Source organism: Salinigranum rubrum (assembly GCF_002906575.1).
In the GTDB taxonomy this organism is placed as follows: domain Archaea; phylum Halobacteriota; class Halobacteria; order Halobacteriales; family Haloferacaceae; genus Salinigranum; species Salinigranum rubrum.
Genome location: NZ_CP026309.1, coordinates 1,719,207 through 1,738,013, shown reverse-complemented (window position 1 = coordinate 1,738,013; position 18,807 = coordinate 1,719,207). Strand labels below are relative to the sequence as shown.

Sequence of the window (18,807 nt, the reverse complement as noted above, 5' to 3'; positions counted from 1 at the left end):
GAGAGAGCGACCGTGCGGGACACGGGCGCGGTGGACCGCAGCCACGCCCTCCCCAGCCGATTGCGGTCCTCGCCGCTCACTGCGTTCGCGGCTCCGGCCCTCATCCCTCGCGCGTGCGTCACGCGGCAAGCCCGCGTGCCGTCACGCGCCACCGCCACCACACCGCGTCCGGGTGTCGCTCGACGTCTCTGTCCGACGTGGCTCCCCCGTCGACGAACCCACACTCAACCACGGAACGCGTACAGACCGCGCGAAACGTCGAACGCGGAGCACAGTCCACGCACTCACCGACTGTCGTCGCCCGACTCGTAGTGCTCGCCCGCCGCCTCGGGGATGCGAGTCCGCCCCACGAGCGCGAGCACGACGATGACCATCACGAACGGGAGGACGCGCACCAACTGGTTCGGAATCCCGATGTTCTGTAGCTGCAGCGCCGTCTGCATCGCGTCGAGCCCCGCGAAGAGGAGCGTCGAGAGGAACGCCCCGACCGGGTTGTAGTTACCGAACAGGTAGGCGACGATGGCGATGAACCCCTTGCCGTTGACCATCGTCGGACCGTTGCCGGTGAACTGCCCGAGGTCCAGCGAGAGGGAGGCACCGCCCATGCCGGCGAGGAGGCCCGAGAGGAGGACGGCCGCGTACCGTACTCTCGAAACGCTCACGCCGGCGGTGTCGAGCGCCTTCGGGTTCTCGCCGGAGGCGCGGACCCACCTGCCGAAGCGGGTGCGGTTGAGGACGTACCACGAGACGCCGACGGCGAGGAACATCAAGTACACCGTGGGCGAGGCGTCGAACAGGGCGCGGAAGGGACCGAGCACCGACAGTTCCGACAGCACCGGGACCGTGACCGTGCCGGGCGTCGAGACGCTCGGGAGTTCGGCCGGCCGTAGATGACCTGCGAGGCGAACGGCGCGAGGCCGAGCGCGATGAGCCACACGGCCAGTCCCGCGATGATCTGGTCGGCACGGAACTCGATGACGACGACGGCGAAGAGCAACGAGAGGAGCATCGAGGCGACGACGCCGCCCGCGAACCCGACCCAGACGCCGCCCGTGACGTCCGCGACGTAGATGGCGGCGAACGCCGAGATGATGAGCAGGCCTTCGAGCCCGATGTTGATGACGCCGGACTTCTCGGAGAAGATGCCCCCGAGCGCGGCCAGCGCGATGGGGACCGAGAGCCGGAGCGCCGAGGAGAGCGTCCCCTCCCGGGCGAGGATGTCGACCAGCGTCCCGGCGAGGGAGTCGGGGGCGGCGAGGCCGGCGGCCACGACGAGGACGAGCGCGGCGAGCGTCACGACGGTCGCGACCGCCCGCGTGGGCAGGTCACGCACCTGCGAGACGGTCGACTCACTCATCGCCGGCACCTCCCGACTCGACGCCGCCGTCGGTCGCGGCCGGCTTCGACCCGCGCTCCCGACGGAGCCGAGGCGCTTGCCGATGAGCCGGAAGAACTCCGGCATCGCCACGAAGAGGATGATGAGCCCGCGGAGCACGCCCACCAGTTGGGGCGGGACGTCCGTCGCGAACTGCACCACCGTCGTACCGCTCTTCAGCACGCCGAACAGCAGGGCCGCGAAGCCGACGCCCAGGGGGTTGTTCCCGGCGAGGATGGAGACGGTGATGCCGTCGAAGCCGTAGGCCGGAACGCCGGTCTGGAACTTCCCGAGGATCATCAGCACGTACATCGCGCCGCCGATTCCTCCGAGCGCGCCGGAGAGCATCATGCTCGCCACGATGGTCTTCTTCGAGTCGACGCCGCCGTACTCGGCGGCCTCCGGCTGGAGCCCGGAGGTCCGAACGTCGTAGCCGAACGTCGTCCGGTTGATGAGGTACGCGAGGGCGACGAGCGCGACCACGCCGAAGAGAAGGGCGAGAAGCGAGAAGTCCGTCGCCCCTCCGAACAAAATCGAGGGGAACGTCGCGTAGTCGGGGAGAGGAACGGTCTGATTCGCCTGGCTGTTGGGGTCTTTGAACACGTCCGAGACGAGATACAGCGTGACGCCGGTCGCGATGAGGTTGAGCATGATGGTCGTGATGACCTCGTTCGCGTCGGCGTACGCCTTCAGGACGCCGGGGATGGCACCGTAGAGCGCGCCGAACGCCGCGCCGATGGCCAGGCCGAGCGGGATCAAGAGGAGGGTTCCGACGACGCCCGAGACGAACGGCGACGCCCACAGCACTCCTAATCCGGTCGCGAGCGCGCCGACGACGAGTTGGCCCTGGGTCCCGATGTTGAAGATGCCGGCCCGGAACGCGATGGCCACCGAGAGGCCCGTGAAGATGAGAACCGTCGTCTCGCGGAGCGTCACGGCGAGTTGGCTGTTGAGCGGCGACCACCCGCCTCTGAGCGGGTCGCCGAGCGCGCCGAGGAACAGCCGGTCGTACACGGTGATGGGGTCGTAACAGAAGCCGATACCGAAGTAGTACGCCGCGTCGGCGGGCGAGCAGGTGGTCATCCGGCCCGAGACGAGGATGATGACGGTCCCGACGAGTATCGCCAACACGAGCGAGGCGACGGAGATGAGCGCCCGTTCCGCGGTGGACGCGCCGACGAGGCGCTCCAGCACGCCGCGAGCGCGGTCGAGCGCACTCATCGGCCATCACCGTCCGCTCTGACGCCCGCGTCGGCGTCGGTGCCGGCGTCCGCCTCCGTCGCCTCTTCGTCCCAGTCGTCGGGGTACTCCCCGCCCATCAGCAGCCCGATCTCCTCTTCTGTCACTCCCTCGGGGTCGACCGTGTCCATGAACCGTCCGTCGTGCATCACGGCGAGGCGGTCCGACAGTCCCTGGACCTCCTCTAACTTCGAGGAGATGAGGAGCACGGCGACACCCTGGTCGCGGAGGTCCAGCAGGCGCTCGTGGATGAACTCGATGGAGCCGACGTCGACACCCCTGGTCGGGTGGGCGGCGACGACGAGTGTCGGGTCGCGCTCGAACTCGCGGCCGACGATGAACTTCTGCTGGTTCCCGCCGGACAGCGACTCGGCCGTCGAATCGGGGTTCGGCGGGCGGACGTCGTACTCGTCGATGACCGACTCCGTGTGTCCGCGCGCCGTGGACCAGTCGAGGCGGCCCCCCTTCGCGAACGGTTCGCGGTGTTGGCTCCCCAGCATTCCGTTCCCGACGAGGTCGAAGTCCATCACGAGCCCGCGCTCCTGGCGGTCCTCGGGAATGTACGCCATCCCACGGTCGATGCGCTCGCGGCGCGAGTGGTCGGTGATGTCCGTCCCCTCGAAGGAGATGCGCCCCGCCGTGGGGTCGCGGAGGCCGGTGATGGCCTCGACGAGTTCGGACTGGCCGTTGCCGTCGACGCCGGCGATGCCGAACACCTCTCCCTCTCGTACCTCGAAGGAGACGTCGTCGACGGCGCGGACGCCGCGCTCGTCCTCGGCGACGCACCCCTCGACGCCGAGGGTCGACTCGCCGACCGTCGCCGGCCGCTTCTCGACGTCGAGGATGACCTCCCTCCCGACCATCAGTTCGGCGAGTTCCTCCCGGGTGGTCTCGTCGGCGACGACGGTGCCGACGTTCTCCCCGTCCCGCAGGACGGTGATCTCGTCCGCGGCCTCCATCGCCTCGCTCAGCTTGTGGCTGATGAAGATGATGGTCTTGCCCTGTGCGGTGAGTTCCTCGAAGACGGCGAACAGTTCCTCGACCTCCTGGGGCGTCAGTACCGCGGTGGGCTCGTCGAGGATGAGGATGTCGGCCCCCGGTAGAGGGCTTTCAGTATCTCGACGCGCTGCTGGACGCCCACCGAGACGTCTTCGATGCGCGCGTCGGGGTCGACGTCGAAGCCGAATCGGTTCGAGAGTTCGACGACTTCGCTCCTCGCGTGCTCGCGGTCGACGGCGAGGCCGCCCCACTTGCGCGGTTCGTTCCCGAGGGTGATGTTCTCGGCGACGGTCATCGGGTCGACCAGCATGAAGTGCTGGTGGATCATGCCGACGCCGGCGTCGATGGCGTCCCGCGGCGAGTCGAAGTCCCGCTCCTCGCCGTCGAGGACGACGCGCCCCTCCGTGGGCTGGTAGAGCCCGTAGAGGACGTTCATCAGCGTCGTCTTCCCGGCCCCGTTCTCGCCGAGGAGGGCGTGGACGGAGCCCTGTTCGACCCGGAGCGTGACGTCGTCGTTGGCGACCACGCCGGGGAAGCGCTTCGTGATGCCGTCGAGGTGGACGGCTGGAGTCATTGGCTCTTTCGTCGGACAGGAGTCGTTTAAAGCCGAGGATTCGTGATGGGGCGTGGGTGTGATGGCAGGTGCGGGCGGAGGTCGAGTACGGAGTGGGGTGGATGGCGAGTCCCGATGAGTAGCGGGGACAGAGTCGCGTGTGGGTCGGTGTGGAGTCCTTGATGAGACGGCTGGAACCGGCGAGAGAACCGCGCGACACACGGGCACGGTGGACCGTGGCCTCGTGCCTCCCCAACCGGTCCGGCCGGGACAGAGCCCGGCCGTGACCCTCGTGTGCGGTTCGCTCAGTCCCCTTCGTCGTCGGCGCTATGCGCCGGCTTCCGACGGAACCGGAGGTTCCGCGCGGGTCACTCGCTCACTTCCGCGCGCCGACCGCCAGATTGCGGGGCGGTGCGGTGGCGCGTGAGGTCTTCGTGAGGAAACCGAACGAGCGGCTCGAAGCGGCATCGTCGCTTCGGTACTCGTGGTGTCACTGCCCTGGCGCTCGCACGGGCTTCGTGTCCACGGATACGCCACCTACATCTGCAGGCTACGGAGTCGACTAATCAATCAGCCGTGTGGCTCAGCCCGCTACCGAGCACAGTCCGTCACTCGGTCACAGAGTCAGCCCACAGGAGTCCATCACTCGGTCACAGAGTCAGCCCACAGGAGTCCATCACTCGTCTGGACTCCCGCTCGTCACGAACCACTCGAAAGAACTGAAGGACGACGCGTTCGCCGACCAGTACGACGGCCTCAGACGTTGCTCGGGTCGCTCGGCACCGATATGTCGCCCGCGATGATGGACTCCCGGGAGGAGGCGACGGCGTCCTTGACGTCCTGCGGAATCTCGCTTTCCAACTCGGAGCCGTAGACGGCCGCGACGCCGTTCTCTTCGAGTCCGAGCGTGACGACGTTGCCGCCCTGGAAGTTGTCGTTGACGACGGACTCGATGGCGTCGTAGACGGCGGTGTCGACGCGCTTGACCATGCTGGCGAGGATGACGTCCGCGAACGACTCCTTCGTCACCGACTGGTCGCGGTCGACGCCGATGGCGAACGCGCCCTGTTCCTGGGCGGCCTGGAAGACGCCCGTCCCGGTGTTACCCGAGGCGTGGTAGACGATGTCCGCGCCGGAGTTGTACATCGCGAGCGCGGCCTCTTTCCCGGCGGCGGGGTCGTTGAAGCTCCCCGTGTAGTTCGTGAGGACCTCGATGTTCTCGTCGGCTGCCTTCACGCCGGCGGTGTAGCCGGCCTCGAACTTCCGAATGAGGTCGGACTCGACGCCGCCGACGAAGCCGACGGTCGTCGAGTCGCCCGCGGTCGACCCCGCCCCGGCGGAGAAGTCCTGCGTCGTGAGGAGTCCCGCCATCTGCCCGACGAGGTACGACCCCTCGTGCTCGGCGAACACGTAGTTAGCGACGTTGTCGGCCTCGACCACCGAGTCGACGAGCATGAAGTTCTGGTCGGGGTAGTCCTGTGCGGTCTGGCTCAGCGCGTCCGTCTGGAGGAAGCCGATACAGCAGACGAGGTCGTACGCCGGGTCGGTCGACTGGGCGAACTGCTGCTGGAACGTGCTGAACTGTGCGACCTCCTCGGGCTGGGCCTCGCCGATCTGGACGTCGAACTCGTCGCGCGCCTGGAAGGCGCCCTGCTGAGCCTGGTCGTTGAACGAGCCGTCACCCAGCCCGCCAGTGGCGTACACCATCCCGACGTTGATCGACTCGGAGCCCCCGCTCTCGCCGGGCTCGGTCTCCGTCTCCTCCATCCCGTCGGACTCGGTCGACTCGCCGGAGTCGCCGCCGGACGACGTCTCGGTCGCGGTGCTCTCCGAGCCACCGGACGACTCGCCGGACGACCCACCCGACGGACCGCCTGAACAGCCTGCCAATCCCGCGAGACCGGCGACACTGGTTCCTTTGATGAACGTCCGTCTATCGATGTCTTCGAATCTCATGCCAGAAACGACGCGGCGTGGCGTCAATAAAGCCGTCGTTCCGTTGATGACTCCGACCCTCGGGCTTAAGATCCGTCGACGGCCGCCTCGACCACCGCCCGGGCTTCCTCGGCCAGCGCGTCGACGTCGTCGCTCTCGGCGTAGAGTCTGACGTACGGCTCGGTGCCGGAGGGACGGACGAGCAGCCACGAGGCGTCGGGGAACTCCAGCCTGACGCCGTGTTCGGTGTCCACCTCGCCCCCCGGGAACGCCTCGGGGAGCGACGTCTCAAGCGCCGCCATCGCCGCACGTTTCGACCCGTCGGGACAGGGGACCGACACCTTCCGGTACGGTCGCTCCGTGATGGGCTCGCGGAGACCGTCGAGTCCTCCAGCCTGTCCGGCGACCAACCGACAGAGGACCGCCGCCGAGCAGACGCCGTCGATCCAGCCGCCGAACGCGGGGTGGATATGCTTCCACGGCTCGGCGGCGAAGACGACGTCGCCACCCGCCTTCCGCGCCGTCGAGATGCCTTCGTGGAGCGCACCGAGTCGGACGCGCTCGACCCGGCCGCCGAGAGCGGTCACCCGCTCGTCGATGCGCGCGGAGGCGTTCGGCGTCGTCACGACGACCGGGTCCGCGACCGACGAGGACCGGACGTACGCCGCCGCGTACATCGCGAGCACGGTGTCCTCGTGGACCACCTCCCCCGCCGAGTCCAGCACCACCAGTCGGTCGGCGTCGCCGTCGTGTGCGAGGCCGAGGTCGAAGTCGCCGTCGGCGACGAAGTCGCGAATACCCGTGAGCGACTCCGGTGTCGGCTTCGACTCGCGCCCCGGGAAGTGTCCGTCCACGTTGTCGTTGAGGCCGACGACGTGCGCGCCGAGTTCGTGGAGTACCCACGGCGTCGCCACGGAGCCGACGCCGTTGCCGCAGTCGACCGCAACCGAGAGGCCGTCGAGGTCGCTTCCGACCCCCTCCGCGTACGAGACGACCGCCCGCCGGTAGCGAGAGAGCGGCGTCACCGACTCGGTCGACCCCCAGCGGTCCCACGAGACGGGCGGGGACTCGTCGTCGACGCGTCGCTCGACGGTCCGCTCCTGTGCTCGGTCGTACTCGACGCCGTCGACGAACAGCTTCAGGCCGTTGTCCGTGGGCGGGTTGTGGCTCGCGGTGAGCATCACCCCGCGTCGCCCGCGCGAGGCGAACGCCAGCGCCGGCGTCGGGAGGACGCCCGCGCGGCGGACCGTCGCCCCCGCCGAGAGCAGACCCGCCTCGACGGCCGACGCGAGCGCCTCGCCCGTCGTTCGACCGTCGCGACCGACCACGAACTCCGCGTCCTCGGCCTCGACCGCGGCGAGGCCCGCAGCGCGCCCGACGGCGAGCGCCAGTTCGGGCGTCACTCGTTCCGCCGTGTCGCCGCGGATTCCCGCGGTACCGAACAGCTCCATACCCGCCCGTCACGGGGGACCGTCCTTATACTGTCGGTCATCAGTCGTGACCGGTGGACGGCGGGCCATTGTCGACCGTCCGTCGAGGGCTGGGGCTCCCGGCGAACGTACGAACTCACGTCTCCCCCGTTCGTGCGCGGTCCCCGCCGCGTTCGGGGACACGAGGCTTCTTTATCTTGCATGCACGCACGTAACGTATGACAGAGCGCGACGGGGACGACGAGGTTCACGCGCACGTGTACGTCTCCGGCCGCGTCCAGGGGGTCGCCTACCGAGCCAACACCCGCGAGGCAGTCCGCGACTACGACATCGAAGGGTGGGTCCGGAACCTCGACGACGGCCGGGTCGAAGCCGTCTTCGAGGGCCCCCGGCCGGACGTCGAGGAGATGGTCGAGTGGTGTGAGACGGGGAGTCCCGCGGCGCGGGTCGACGACGTCGAGGTCGAGTTCTCCGAGCCGAAGGGCGCGTCGGGCTTCCGCGTCCGGTGGTGAGCAGCTAGTAGGTCGCCGCGATGTAGTCGTCGACTTCGTCGACGAGGCTCGGCGCGTAGGTCAGAAAGCCCGAGAACCGCCTCGGCCCGCGCTCCTCGGCGACGAGCGCACACTTGTGCGCCGCGCGGCCGTCGCCGTCGTAGACGACGAACCACGAGCGCTCGATCTCGGGGGCGGGTTCGAGGTGGACGACCGTCTCGCCCATGTCCGGCGGCGAGCCGTCGGGGACGGCGTACGCGTGGACGTCGAGCGCCGTCGACAACTGCGCGTAAACCGCCGCCTGCTCGGCGAGCGCGCCGACCCGCTGAAAACCCGCCCGAAGCCGGCCGCTCCCGACACGCCACGCACGGTCTTCGATCTCGCGGGTCGTCGCGAACATCCCGCTCAGGTCGTAGGAGACGAACGTCGTCCGGTCGAGCGTCGACAGCGCGTCCGTCAGCGCCTCGGTCGCCGCCTCGAACGACGCGGCGTCGTCGCCGAGCGGGACGGCGGTGACGACGTCGCCGCCGTCGCGGACCAGCGCCGAAGGACGGTCGGCCCCGTCCTCGACGTCGACGCTCACGCCCTGTGGACCGAAGGTCCGCCGAACGGCGCTCACGACGGCCCGTGACGGGGGGGACTGGAGGGTCACCCGCCGCTCGTGGCGTTCGACCCGGTCGATTATTCGCCCGAGTGACATGAATTCCCGTACGTCTATCGAGGTCATAACTGTTCGCTCGGTAGACGTGAAAAAATCCTACGCGCGGTCGGGCGTCGGGAGTCCGCGACCGTCGGGGACGCCGAGTTCCTGCAGCGCGAGGACGACGACGCGCGCCTGGACGGCCGCCACCGGTTCCGCGTCGGGGTCGGCGAGGGCTTCCCGGCTCCGTTCGAGCGCGCGGGCTTCGAGTTCGGTCTGGTCGGGTTCCTCTCGCGTCGCGTTCAACAGCGCCTCGAAGTCCTCGCGGAACGACATGGAGGCGCGGGCGACGTTGCACCGCGAGAGGGGGAGCATCCCCATGTCGAGAACGAGTTCCCTGACGAGTTCCCAGTCGCTCTCGCAGAAGTGAACCGAGACTTCACCGACGATGTCCCGCCACGCGATGGGGTCGGCGTTCCGCATCAACGTCACCGTCCGCGGCGGGAGGTCGAGCCGCGCGACCGTCTCCTCCTCACCACAGAGACAGCACGGCTGCTCGGTCTGACCAGTGTACATGCTGGCTCTGAGGAGTCGACGGGTTAGTGACTTTCGCGAGAAGAGGGCGATAGTGGCAGGGTGGTGTCGCCCCCGTATTCACTCGGGACTACGGTGGCGCGACGAGGTGGCTGGTACTGAGACACACATGGCAGGGTGGGATGTCGTTCGCGCCAACTACTACTGTGAGAGTTGTACATAAAAGCCTTCTGTTCATCACAATGTGTGTCGTATATATCATATATACTGTTATATCGGGCAACTATTCTACCCAATCCTCTTCGAACGAACCATTTTCGGGGTAGCGAATCTCCATCGGCAGACCGACCGGGTCCCTGGGGACTGTCCCGTCGGGAACGGGGGGAACACGGGCCAGCGGGCGGGACGCCGCGAGCGCGAGAGCGAGCGCGTCGAGGACGTCGTCGCGCTGTACGTCCCTCCGGAGGTAGGCGTCGAGACACGACTCGTACACCTCGTCCGCGTCGACCCACGGTCGCAACCGGTCGAGTCGTTCGTCTCTCCCCGCCGGCGTCGACTTCGACGCCGCGACGGGGCCGTCACCCAGCGCGGCGAAGCAGAGTTCGGGGTGCGCCTCCGACACCGTCTCCCGCAGTGCGGACGAGGAGCGGAGGACCGCGTCCACCTCCCGTATCTTCGGGACGAGGTGCCACGCCTGGATGGAGAGCCCGTACCCCGTTCGCTCCCGGTTCACCGCCGAGGCCGTCTCGTGGTCCGCGGCCCCGAGGACGGCCCGACACGGCGCGAAGAAGACCGTCGACGCGCGCGACCCGAGGCGCTCTCTGGCTTCCTCGTCGCACCGACGGCGGCCGGTCTCGGGGAGGCCGATGGGAATGTCGACGAGCAGTCGGTCCGTATCGGAACGGACGTGCGTGTCGACGACGGCCCCGAACGTCTCGTACAGGCCGTGGTCGAGGGGTCCCTCGTCGGGGTCGTACGCCACCGCGAACCACCCGCCCGAGCAGCCGTCGACGCCGATGTACCTGGACACGCTGAGAGGGGATGCGCGAGGACGAAAGAGGCTTCGGCCGTCGGTCGGTCCGACCGCGCCATCCAGTCGCATCGTGCTCCTTCGTCGGGTCGTTCGGACAGACCGAACGGGCTTTCCCGGTCGCCCGAGACGCTCGCGTATGCCCCCCTTCGACCCGCCGACCGTCGTCGGCATGGTCCATCTCCCACCGCTCCCGGGCGCACCCGACTACGACGAGGACGCTGGCCGCGACCGAATCCGGTCGCGTGCGGTTTCGGACGCCCGCGCGCTCGCGAGCGGCGGATGCGACGCCGTCATGGTCGAGAACTTCGGCGACGTTCCCTTCTACCCCGACTCGGTACCCAAACACGTCGTCGCGTCGATGACGGACGTGGTCGGTCGAATCGGGGAGGAGGTCGACTGTCCCGTCGGGGTGAACGTCCTCCGCAACGACGCCGAGGCCGCCCTCTCGGTGGCGAGCGCGACGGGCGCGTCGTTCGTCCGCGTCAACGTGCACGCGGGCGCTCGCGTGACCGACCAGGGCGTCGTCGAGGGCCGCGCCCACGAGACGATTCGGCTCCGCTCCCGCCTCGCGAGCGACGTCGCCGTCCTCGCCGACGTCGGCGTCAAACACTCCGCCCCGCTGGGAGAGCGGCGGTCGCTCGACGAGTCGGTCGACGACGTGGTGACACGCGGCCTCGCCGACGGGGTGGTCGTCTCCGGACGCGGGACGGGACACGCCGTCGACGAGGACCGACTCGCCCGCGCCGCACGGGCTTGTGACCGTCACGACGCGCCGCTGTTCGTCGGGAGCGGCGTCACCGCCGACACGGTGAACGAGTGCCTCGCGCACGCCGACGGCGTCGTCGTCGGCACCGCGCTCAAGGTCGACGGCGAGACGACCAACCGGGTCGACGAGGCGCGCGTCCGCGCCGTCGTCGAGGCCGCGCGGGCGTCGGAATCGGAAACGTAGGACCGGACGAGAACCGTCGGCTCTACTCCTCTTCCCCGTCCGCCTGTCCTGTCCCGTCGTCGCCAGGGCTCTCGTCGTCGGCGTCCTCGTCCTCGACGGGAATCTCGATTTCGACCGGCTCCGTGGACGACGCGGCCCCCGTCCCGAGCCGAACGGGGTCGTCGAGCCCCTCACCCTCGATGCCGTCGACGACGTCTGCCGGGTCGGGGAGGTCGTCGCCGTCGACGGATATCTGCAGCGCCTCCTCGACCTCGTCGAGCGCCGCGTCGTCCACGGAGGGCGCGCCGAGTTCGGACTCGACGAGTTCGGTCGCCTGCTGGAGCGCGCCGACGCTCGACAGGTGTCCCGCGCCGACGGTCGCCTTCATCGCCCGCGCGGCCGCACCCCTGAGCACCGTGGGACCCACCTGTGCGACGGCCCCCTCGCCGACGGAGACGATCCAGCCCGGCACCTCGAAGCGGTACTGTTTGAGCCTGGGCGCGAAGTCGTCGGGGTCGGCCTCGAACTCGTGTTCGACGAGCGTCCGCAGGTTGTCGGCGACGGTGCGGGCCTCGCGGAGTGCGGCCGACGCGGAGGCGGGGACGGCCTCGCCGTCGGCGTCGACGATGCGCCCCGCGTCGCCGACGACGAACGTCCGTGTGTCGAGTCGCAGGTCGCTCCGGACCGGCGGGCGCTCGCCCTCGAGCGCCTCGGGCCCGCGGATGCCGCCCGTCCAGACCAGCGTTCCGTACTCGATGTCCCCACCGTCGGTCTCGACGGCGTCTGCAGTCGCCCGCTCGACGGTCGTCCCCGTCCGCACGTCGACGCCCCGGCCGTCGAGTTCGTCGCGGACGGCCCGCTGGAAGTTCTCGGGGAACGACGGCGCGACGGCGTCGAACTGTTCGAGCAGCACCACGTCGACGTCTCGCGCACCCTCTTGGTCCCGCAGCGCCGCGAGTTCGCCCGCGACCTGGACGCCCGAGAGTCCCGCCCCGCCGACGACGGCCGTCCCACCCTGCCGGCAGGTTTCGAGGAACGACTCGCGGATGGCGCGGGCGTCCTCGACCCGCTTGAGCGGGATGGCGTGGTCTTCGAGCCCCGGGAGGTCGTAGAAGGCGGTCTCCGCGCCGAGACAGACCGCGCAGTAGTCGTAGTCGAGAGTCCCGTCGGAGAGGTGAACGCGGCGGTTCTCCCGGTCGACGGACTCGACGCGGGCCGTGCGGACCTCGGCGCGGTCGAACAGGTCGTCGAGCGGGACCTGGATGACGTCTTCGAGGTCCGGATGTCGAACCAGCCGGTGGAGTTCGTGCTGGACCAGATGTGTCGGACGCTCGTCGACGACGACGAGTTCGACATCGGACGGGAGACTGGCGTCGAGACGACGCGCGACGGTCACGCCGGCGTAGCCTGCGCCGAGAACGGCGATGCGCATAGATGGGGACAGGGACGCGAGGGCAAAGAGCGTTTCACGATGGGGACGTCCCCGACTGACCGTCTCGACGAGCGGTCGACGCGGGTGGCCTCGGCGTCGCGTGCCCCGCTCGGCCATAGAACTCGCTCGTTTAGAACAGCGCCTCCGACTCGTCCAGCACGCGCGCCGGGCCGCCCACTTCCCACACTTCGGTGTCGACCCCACACTCCGAAACCGCCGCCTCGACCCGTTCGACGTACTCCTCACGGGTGTTGACGTACACCGACGCGCCCGTGTCGGTCGAGAAGTACACCGGGACGCCCTCCGTCCGGAGTTCGCGGACGGCGTTGAAGATGGCGATGGTGCGCGGCTGCCAGTAGACCCATCCCGCCGGGCCGGTCATCGTCGTCGCCGCCAGCGAGAGCGAGTCGTGCTCTGCGAGTTCGAAGACGCGGTCGAACTGGGCGTTTCGAAGGCCGTCGCGCATCTCGGCAATCTGCCCGTGGATGTGGGCCATCCGGGCCTGGAACATGTGCGAGTCCGCCGCCTCCTCGTGGGCCTGTTCGGTCTCCTTGTACGCGGGGACGAGCCCCGTGACGATTCTGAGTTCGGATTCGAGGTCCGATTCGATGCGTTCGGAGCGGCAGTCCTCGTCGTTCAGTCCGGTGTACAACTGCGAGAACGCGCCCGTGACCGCTCGGGCCGCCGAGGAGGAGCCACGGCGGGCCACCGTCGATATCTCGGGGCGCGTCATCTCCAGCCCGGCGGCCTCACACGCCGCCATCGCCAGGGCGGCGAAGCCCGACGAGGAGGAACCGAAGCCGACGTTCGAGGGGAAGGAGTTCTCCGACTCCACCCGAACGCGATGGTCGAACCCCGCGAGGTCGCGGACGTGGTCGACGACGTGTGCGATGCGTTCGGCCCCGCGGCCCTCGACGACGTCGCCGTCGATGCGGTAGACGTCCGAGTCGCGGTCCGTGTCGAACGCGACGGTCGTCCGCGTGTGTGAGGGGGCCGTACAGACGCTGATGCTGTCGTGGTACGGGAGTCGGAGGTCGGGGTCGCGCATCCCGTGGTACTTCACGAGTCCCTGGATGGGGTGAGCCTTCGCGGTGGCTTTCATCGACATACACGAAGGGCGCGTGACTCGGGGTTAAACGTCCCGGAACGGTCGGTCGGAGCGGCCGCTCGTCGTCGGAGATGGCGAGGCCGAAGAACCGAGACCGGGTCGGAACCGGCGGGACCGGCTCAGTCGTCGGCCGGTGCGGATGTCTCGCCCGTCTCCGTCTTCGCACGGCCTCGCTGCCAGACGTTCGTGACGGAGTCTCCCTCGGGCGGTGTGTGGCTGACCTCTTTCATCAGCGGTGTGTCACTAGATGTCATTGCACTGCGGAGGCAGCGTTGCGTATTAACCCTTTCCCGGGTACCATATTAGGTGTACGTGTCATGCCTAGGAATATATATTCGCACGCGACCGGGGTCGAGCGTCGGGACGGCCGGCGGCGTCTCGTGGTTTCACGGGTCGTCGACGCGCCTCCGAACGCTGTGTGGGACCTCCTCACCGACACGACCCGGTGGCCCGAGTGGGGACCGAGCGTGACCGCCGTCGACTCTCCCACCCGGTACATCGAGGCGGGGACGACCGGCCGGGTTCGCGTCGCTGGCGCGGGAATCTGGGTCCCGTTCGCGGTCGATTCGTACGTCGATGGAGAAGACGAGAAGCGGTGGACGTGGACCGTCGCCCGCGTGCCGGCGACGGGCCACCGCGTCGACCCGGTCGGCGTCGACGGGCAGTGTCGGGTGGCGTTCGAGGTGCCTCTGCTCGCAGCGGGCTACGTCCCCGTCTGTCGGCGGGCGCTCGCCCGGATCGCTCGAACCGTCGAGCGCGAGTGAGTCAGGGGGGCCGTTCGAGGTGATAGCGGTCCGACGTCGAGGCGTAGTAGCCGCCGGCGAGGCGGCCGACCGCGTCGAGTTTCGTCACGTCTAGCTTGTGGCCGTCGACGAGCAGGTCGTCGTCGACGTGGGCGTGGACGACCTCGCCGAAGAGCAGCGTCGACCCGCCCATCTCCATCGACTCCGCGAGGGTACACTCGAGGGCGACGTGAGCCTCCTCGACGCGCGGCGCGTCGACGGCCGTGGCCTCGACCGCCGTCACGTCCGCGCGCTCGAACTCGCTCTCGCCGGCGTCGAGCGTGGCCGCCGTCTCGTTCATCGCCCCGACGAGGTCGGCGGTGACGACGTTGACCACGAACGCCTCCGTCTCGAGGACGTTCTCGGGCGTGTCCTTGCGCTCGTCGCCGACGCCGACGGGGGCGACCATCAGGATGGGCGGGTCGATGGCGGCGACGTTGAAGAAGCTGAACGGCGCGAGGTTCTCGCCGCGCGGGCCGCGCGAAGAGACCCACGCGATGGGCCGGGGGACGACCGCCGCCGACACCAGCCGATACGGGGAGCCGAACTCCTCGGGTCGACCCTCCATCAGTTTCGACCTCCTCCGTGGGGGCGGTACTCGTCGCTCTGTGCGTACTGTCGGTAAACCATCAGGAACGTCTCGGGCATGTGTGTGGTATGGAGCACGGGATGAAAAGCGGGATGAAAACGTTGGGTGCGGTTACAGGCCGACGCCGACGGCGAGGGGCCACGGCGTCTGGCTGACGACGAGGAAGCCGAGCGCCGTGCCCAGGAGGGCGACGTTCTTGAGGAACTGCGTCATCTCGGTCATCTGCTCCTCCGCGGGCGCCGCCCAGAAGTCGTGCATCGTGGGCGTCGCGACGAGCAGGAAGACGGCGATAGCACCCGCGGCGAGCGTCGGGAAGACGCCGAGCACGATTCCGAGGCCGCCGAAGAGGAGCAGTCCCCCGGAGAACGGAACGGCCAGGTTCGGGGCGGGAATCCCCTTCGCCCCCGCGTACCCGACCATCGTTTCGGCGTTGAGGAAGTGGTTCAGCCCGGTGAAGGCGATGACCGCCCCGAACAGGACGCGTGCGAGGAGGAACACGACGTCGGCGCCGGCGGAGTCGAACAGCGACGCGTTCTGGAGGACGAGTTCGGCGCTCAGACGGGTAATATCGGTGATGTCGGATGGGTACATCGTACGTCGCTGTATGCGACCCCCAAATATATCATTTTCCTGACGTTGATGTCACCGGGTAACGTCGGTGCCACCAGCGAACGTCGACGACCGCAGTCGAGATCAGGAGTTGTCTTCGACGATTTCGCGCGCGTCGTCGGCCTTCTCCGCCGCGATTCGCGCGAGGTCGGCCGCGAGTTCTTCGAGCGAGGCGCCCGCCTCCGAGAGCCCGTCGACGAACGCCTGCAGGTCCGACGCGAGCGCGTCGAACGCGTCGGCGGCCGCCTGCCCGTCCTCGCGCGCCCGCGGTTCGCGCTCTGCCCGGTCGAACCGCTCGGCGTCGTTCAGGTCGGCGACGGCCGTGAGGAATCGGTCGAAGAAGTCGGCGAGCGAGCCGAAGCCGTCGACCTCCGTACCGAACTGAGCGACCTTCGCCCCGTACTCGCTCTCGGATATCTCGGGGACGACAGAGACGCCCGACGCGTCGGTCTCGGACTCGATACGGTCGAGCGGCTCTTCGGCGTCGTCGCGCTCCTCTCGGAGGTCCTGTGTCGCGGTTTCGAGTGTCGACTCCTGTTGTTCCACGACGGCGTCTCGTGCGGTCTCCGTCGCCCCGAACGCCGCGATGAGGCGAGGCTGGACGTCGATGCTCAGGCGGAGGAACCGTCTGGCCGACTCGACGGCGGCGAGCCGCGGTTGCTGGCGACCGCTCACCAGCCGTCGGGCGTTCTCGATGTTGTCGTCCGCGTCGGTCAGTTCGGTGAGGACGGCCGCCCGCGAGAACCCCTGACTCGCGGCGGAGACGGTGACGAGCGAATCGCTCGCGTTCCCCGTGTACGCCGCGACCGCCTGCGAGAGGTCGCTGATCGCCCGGTCGAGTTCCTGCGCCGCACGCTCCTCGCGTTCGCTCAGTTCCGGCGTCTCCGTCTCAGTCGGCGTCTCGGTCGGTTCCTCGGTCTCGGTCGCCGTCGCAGTCGGCTCCTCGGTCGCCGTCGCCGTCGGCTCCTCGGTGGGCGTTGCGGTCGACGAGGGTGCCTGCGTCGCTGTTCCCGTCCCCGCCGTCGGCGTCGACGTGTCGGGGGAGGGCGACTGGCCGCAGCCGGCGAACAACGCTACCGCCGCGGCGAGAACAGAACGTCGGTCCATACCCTCATCTCCTGTCGGATTGAAATAAGTATACCGCTGGGTACACTCTCGTCCGTCGGTTTTCTGCCTCCGGTCGCACGTAGGCTTCGACGGGCCGGAGGCCCTCACGGCGGGCGGTCCTCTCACCCGTCGGACGATGTCGAATTCTGGAATTTACTGCCGCGACGAACACAAAAATAATATACCGCATTGGCGAGAAATGAACGCACGGAGGGGACGTTAAAAAATGAGCAACACTTGGGACGCGGCTGGGTTCGTGGCTAGTTCCCGCTATCGGCTTGCTGTCTGTGAGTATCTCTCTGACCACGGGCCGGGGCTTCCGTCCGAAATTTCGACGGAGACCGACCTCGCACAGCCCCACGTCTCTCGGGCGCTCTCGGAACTCCGAGACCGAGACGTCGTCGAACTCCTCGTTCCGGAGTCGCAGCAGAAGGGGCGACTCTACGACCTCACGGAGGCGGGACGGGTCGCCCTCAACCGGCTCGCACACGGTCGGAACGCGGTCGACATCGAGGTCGTGACCCGCGAAGAGTTCCCGCACGACGACCTCGTCAAACACCTCGAAACGGCGTACTCGGGGGTCATGCAGGCGGTCGCGGCGTACGACGGCGACGCCGCGAGCGTCCACTTCTTCGCGAGCGAACCGGCGGACAGCAGGGAGTCACCCATCGTTCGGCTGTGGACGACGTCGGGCCCGAACGGCGAACTGACCTCCGGAGCGACGGGCCGTCACGAGTTCACCGTCTACGGGCTCGAAAACGTCACGCTCGTCGACCTCTGCGTCGACGAGACGCGGCGTCTCGGTATCTCGCTCGACGACGAGGCGGACGTCCCCGTGCGGAGCTTCGTCGATGAGATAGAGGAGTACCTCCGGAACTGAGCGCCGGTCGGCCGTCCACGGTGGTGAGCGCGCTCGTCCACGACGACCCCTCCGAGTACCCCGTGGGGCGACGTGTGTCGCGCCGTCACCGTGTCGAGAACGACGAGCAGGACGCAAGCGGTGCGCGTGTCCCGACTCGGCGTCGAAAGCTCCGCTACCCCGAGGACTCGGCGATACTGAACGTCGGTCTATCGGTAGCCGTCCAGTCGCTGCAGAGCGAGCGGCCGGTAACCCCGCCGTCACCGGCTGACACGGACGTTGCCGAGAGTACATTAGCGCCGAACTCCTATTGGTTCCCATGTCAGATCACGACGTCTCCGCCGAACGACCCGACAGCCTCGCGCACGTCGCCGGGTGGGACCACGTCACCCTCGTCGGCAGCAACGCCGAGGACACGGTCGCCTTCTACCGCGACGTCCTCGGCCTCCCGTTGGTCATCCGCCAGCCGAACCTCGACCGCGAGGAGGTCGAACACCTCTTCTTCGACGCCGGCGACGGCCGCCTCGTCACGTTCTTCGTCGACGAGTCCCGCGAGTCGGTCGAGCGTCAAGACCCCGGCGTCGGTGCCGTCCACCACCTCGCGTTCCGCATCGAACCCGAGGAACTCCCCGCGATTCGCGACCGACTCGACGAGGCGGGCCACCGCGTGAGCGAGTACGACCGCGGGGCCTTCCACTCGCTGTACACCCGCGACCACAACGGCCTCGTCATCGAACTCGCCGCGGACAAGTACGCCATTCCCGACGACCGACGGGCCGAGGTGCTCGCCCGCGCACAGGCCGCCCGCGTCGCCGCTGGCGCCGACTACATCGACTCCGACCACCTCGAAACCGCGCTCGCGGACCTCGGTCTCCCGGTCGAGCCGAACGACCTGCCGGACGCCCCCACCGGACGCGACTTCTGAGCCGTTCTACGTCCGCTCGCGACACCTGCGTCGGGCTCTACGTGACCTGATCCGGTGCTACCCCGAACCGTGCACGAGGTGGGTCGGTTCGCCGGGCGATCTCTGTCTGTCCCGAGCGGCCGCTGCGACGAGTACGACCGCCAGGGGTCGGACGAATCACGACCGAGAAACCCCACGGTCGGTTCTCCGAACCTCGTGGGATAAACGCGGGAGAAGTTGTCAGACGTTCAAATATATTG

At 68.6% G+C, this 18,807-nt stretch carries 15 protein-coding genes and 4 pseudogenes; 5 read left to right on the top strand and 14 right to left on the bottom strand.

Annotated features, from left to right (window positions below; translation table 11 throughout):
* Window positions 1–284: 284 nt before the first annotated feature.
* The 5 genes and pseudogenes from C2R22_RS26245 to C2R22_RS08560 all read right to left on the bottom strand — a co-directional run bounded on the left by C2R22_RS26245 (window position 285) and on the right by C2R22_RS08560 (window position 7,552).
* Window positions 285–1,357 (bottom strand): annotated as a pseudogene (locus C2R22_RS26245) (ABC transporter permease).
* Window positions 1,350–2,596, bottom strand: a pseudogene (locus C2R22_RS25850) (ABC transporter permease). The pseudogenes C2R22_RS26245 and C2R22_RS25850 overlap by 8 nt, the downstream one beginning before the upstream one ends.
* A pseudogene (locus tag C2R22_RS08570) lies at window positions 2,593–4,187 on the bottom strand (ABC transporter ATP-binding protein). Before C2R22_RS08570 ends, C2R22_RS25850 begins: the two co-directional pseudogenes overlap by 4 nt.
* 735 nt (window positions 4,188–4,922) lie before the next feature.
* A complete protein-coding gene (locus C2R22_RS08565) occupies window positions 4,923–6,122 on the bottom strand; it encodes a BMP family lipoprotein (protein WP_173862788.1) in 1,200 nt (399 codons plus the stop codon).
* Window positions 6,123–6,187: 65 nt separating this feature from the next.
* On the bottom strand, window positions 6,188–7,552 hold the full coding sequence (locus C2R22_RS08560; RefSeq protein WP_103425384.1) for a phosphopentomutase/phosphoglucosamine mutase: 1,365 nt from the start codon (window positions 7,550–7,552) through the stop codon (window positions 6,188–6,190).
* 197 nt (window positions 7,553–7,749) lie between these two features.
* Here C2R22_RS08560 and C2R22_RS08555 point away from each other — a divergent pair, with 197 nt between their 5' ends.
* The gene (locus C2R22_RS08555; RefSeq protein ID WP_103425383.1) at window positions 7,750–8,043 is read left to right on the top strand and encodes an acylphosphatase; all 294 of its coding nucleotides are present in this window, start codon (window positions 7,750–7,752) and stop codon (window positions 8,041–8,043) included.
* A 4-nt stretch (window positions 8,044–8,047) separates the two neighbouring features.
* Here the strand turns inward: C2R22_RS08555 and C2R22_RS08550 are convergent, their stop codons facing one another.
* The 3 genes from C2R22_RS08550 to C2R22_RS08540 form a co-directional block, all read right to left on the bottom strand.
* Complete coding sequence (locus tag C2R22_RS08550) at window positions 8,048–8,722, bottom strand: DICT sensory domain-containing protein (protein ID WP_162562428.1); 675 nt, start codon at window positions 8,720–8,722, stop codon at window positions 8,048–8,050.
* A gap of 57 nt (window positions 8,723–8,779) precedes the next feature.
* Window positions 8,780–9,238, bottom strand: a complete 459-nt coding sequence (locus C2R22_RS08545; RefSeq protein WP_103425381.1) for a hypothetical protein — start codon at window positions 9,236–9,238, stop codon at window positions 8,780–8,782.
* A 241-nt stretch (window positions 9,239–9,479) separates the two neighbouring features.
* Window positions 9,480–10,226 carry a DUF429 domain-containing protein gene (locus C2R22_RS08540; protein ID WP_245902945.1) on the bottom strand — a complete coding sequence of 249 codons (747 nt, stop codon included), beginning with the start codon at window positions 10,224–10,226 and terminating at the stop codon, window positions 9,480–9,482.
* A gap of 139 nt (window positions 10,227–10,365) precedes the next feature.
* On the opposite strand from C2R22_RS08540, the gene C2R22_RS08535 reads away from it, so the two are divergent.
* Window positions 10,366–11,178: a BtpA/SgcQ family protein gene (locus C2R22_RS08535; protein WP_162562427.1), complete on the top strand. Its 813-nt coding sequence runs from the start codon at window positions 10,366–10,368 to the stop codon at window positions 11,176–11,178.
* A 280-nt stretch (window positions 11,179–11,458) separates the two neighbouring features.
* Here C2R22_RS08535 and C2R22_RS08530 read toward each other — a convergent pair.
* From C2R22_RS08530 to C2R22_RS26895, 3 genes and pseudogenes are all read right to left on the bottom strand, one after another.
* Window positions 11,459–12,589: pseudogene (locus C2R22_RS08530) on the bottom strand (NAD(P)/FAD-dependent oxidoreductase); the annotation flags it as partial.
* Window positions 12,590–12,719: 130 nt separating this feature from the next.
* On the bottom strand, window positions 12,720–13,691 hold the full coding sequence (mvaD, locus tag C2R22_RS08525; RefSeq protein ID WP_103427615.1) for a phosphomevalonate decarboxylase MvaD: 972 nt from the start codon (window positions 13,689–13,691) through the stop codon (window positions 12,720–12,722).
* 125 nt (window positions 13,692–13,816) lie between these two features.
* Window positions 13,817–13,951, bottom strand: a complete 135-nt coding sequence (locus tag C2R22_RS26895; RefSeq protein ID WP_281259270.1) for a hypothetical protein — start codon at window positions 13,949–13,951, stop codon at window positions 13,817–13,819.
* A 63-nt stretch (window positions 13,952–14,014) separates the two neighbouring features.
* On the opposite strand from C2R22_RS26895, the gene C2R22_RS08520 reads away from it, so the two are divergent.
* On the top strand, window positions 14,015–14,461 hold the full coding sequence (locus tag C2R22_RS08520; protein WP_103425379.1) for an SRPBCC family protein: 447 nt from the start codon (window positions 14,015–14,017) through the stop codon (window positions 14,459–14,461).
* A gap of 1 nt (window position 14,462) precedes the next feature.
* Here the strand turns inward: C2R22_RS08520 and C2R22_RS08515 are convergent, their stop codons facing one another.
* From C2R22_RS08515 to C2R22_RS08505, 3 genes are all read right to left on the bottom strand, one after another.
* Window positions 14,463–15,047, bottom strand: coding sequence for a flavin reductase family protein (locus C2R22_RS08515; RefSeq protein ID WP_103425378.1), 585 nt, complete (start codon window positions 15,045–15,047; stop codon window positions 14,463–14,465).
* Window positions 15,048–15,179: 132 nt separating this feature from the next.
* Window positions 15,180–15,659, bottom strand: coding sequence for a DoxX family protein (locus C2R22_RS08510; RefSeq protein ID WP_103425377.1), 480 nt, complete (start codon window positions 15,657–15,659; stop codon window positions 15,180–15,182).
* Window positions 15,660–15,761: 102 nt separating this feature from the next.
* Entirely contained in the window at window positions 15,762–16,784 is a 1,023-nt protein-coding gene (locus C2R22_RS08505; RefSeq protein ID WP_103425376.1) for a hypothetical protein, read from the bottom strand.
* Window positions 16,785–17,010: 226 nt separating this feature from the next.
* Here C2R22_RS08505 and C2R22_RS26240 point away from each other — a divergent pair, with 226 nt between their 5' ends.
* The gene (locus C2R22_RS26240; RefSeq protein WP_245902944.1) at window positions 17,011–17,664 is read left to right on the top strand and encodes a winged helix-turn-helix domain-containing protein; all 654 of its coding nucleotides are present in this window, start codon (window positions 17,011–17,013) and stop codon (window positions 17,662–17,664) included.
* Between the two features lie 298 nt (window positions 17,665–17,962).
* Window positions 17,963–18,568 (top strand): VOC family protein, encoded by a 606-nt coding sequence (locus C2R22_RS08495; protein ID WP_103425375.1) that lies wholly within the window; start codon window positions 17,963–17,965, stop codon window positions 18,566–18,568.
* Window positions 18,569–18,807 lie beyond the last annotated feature (239 nt).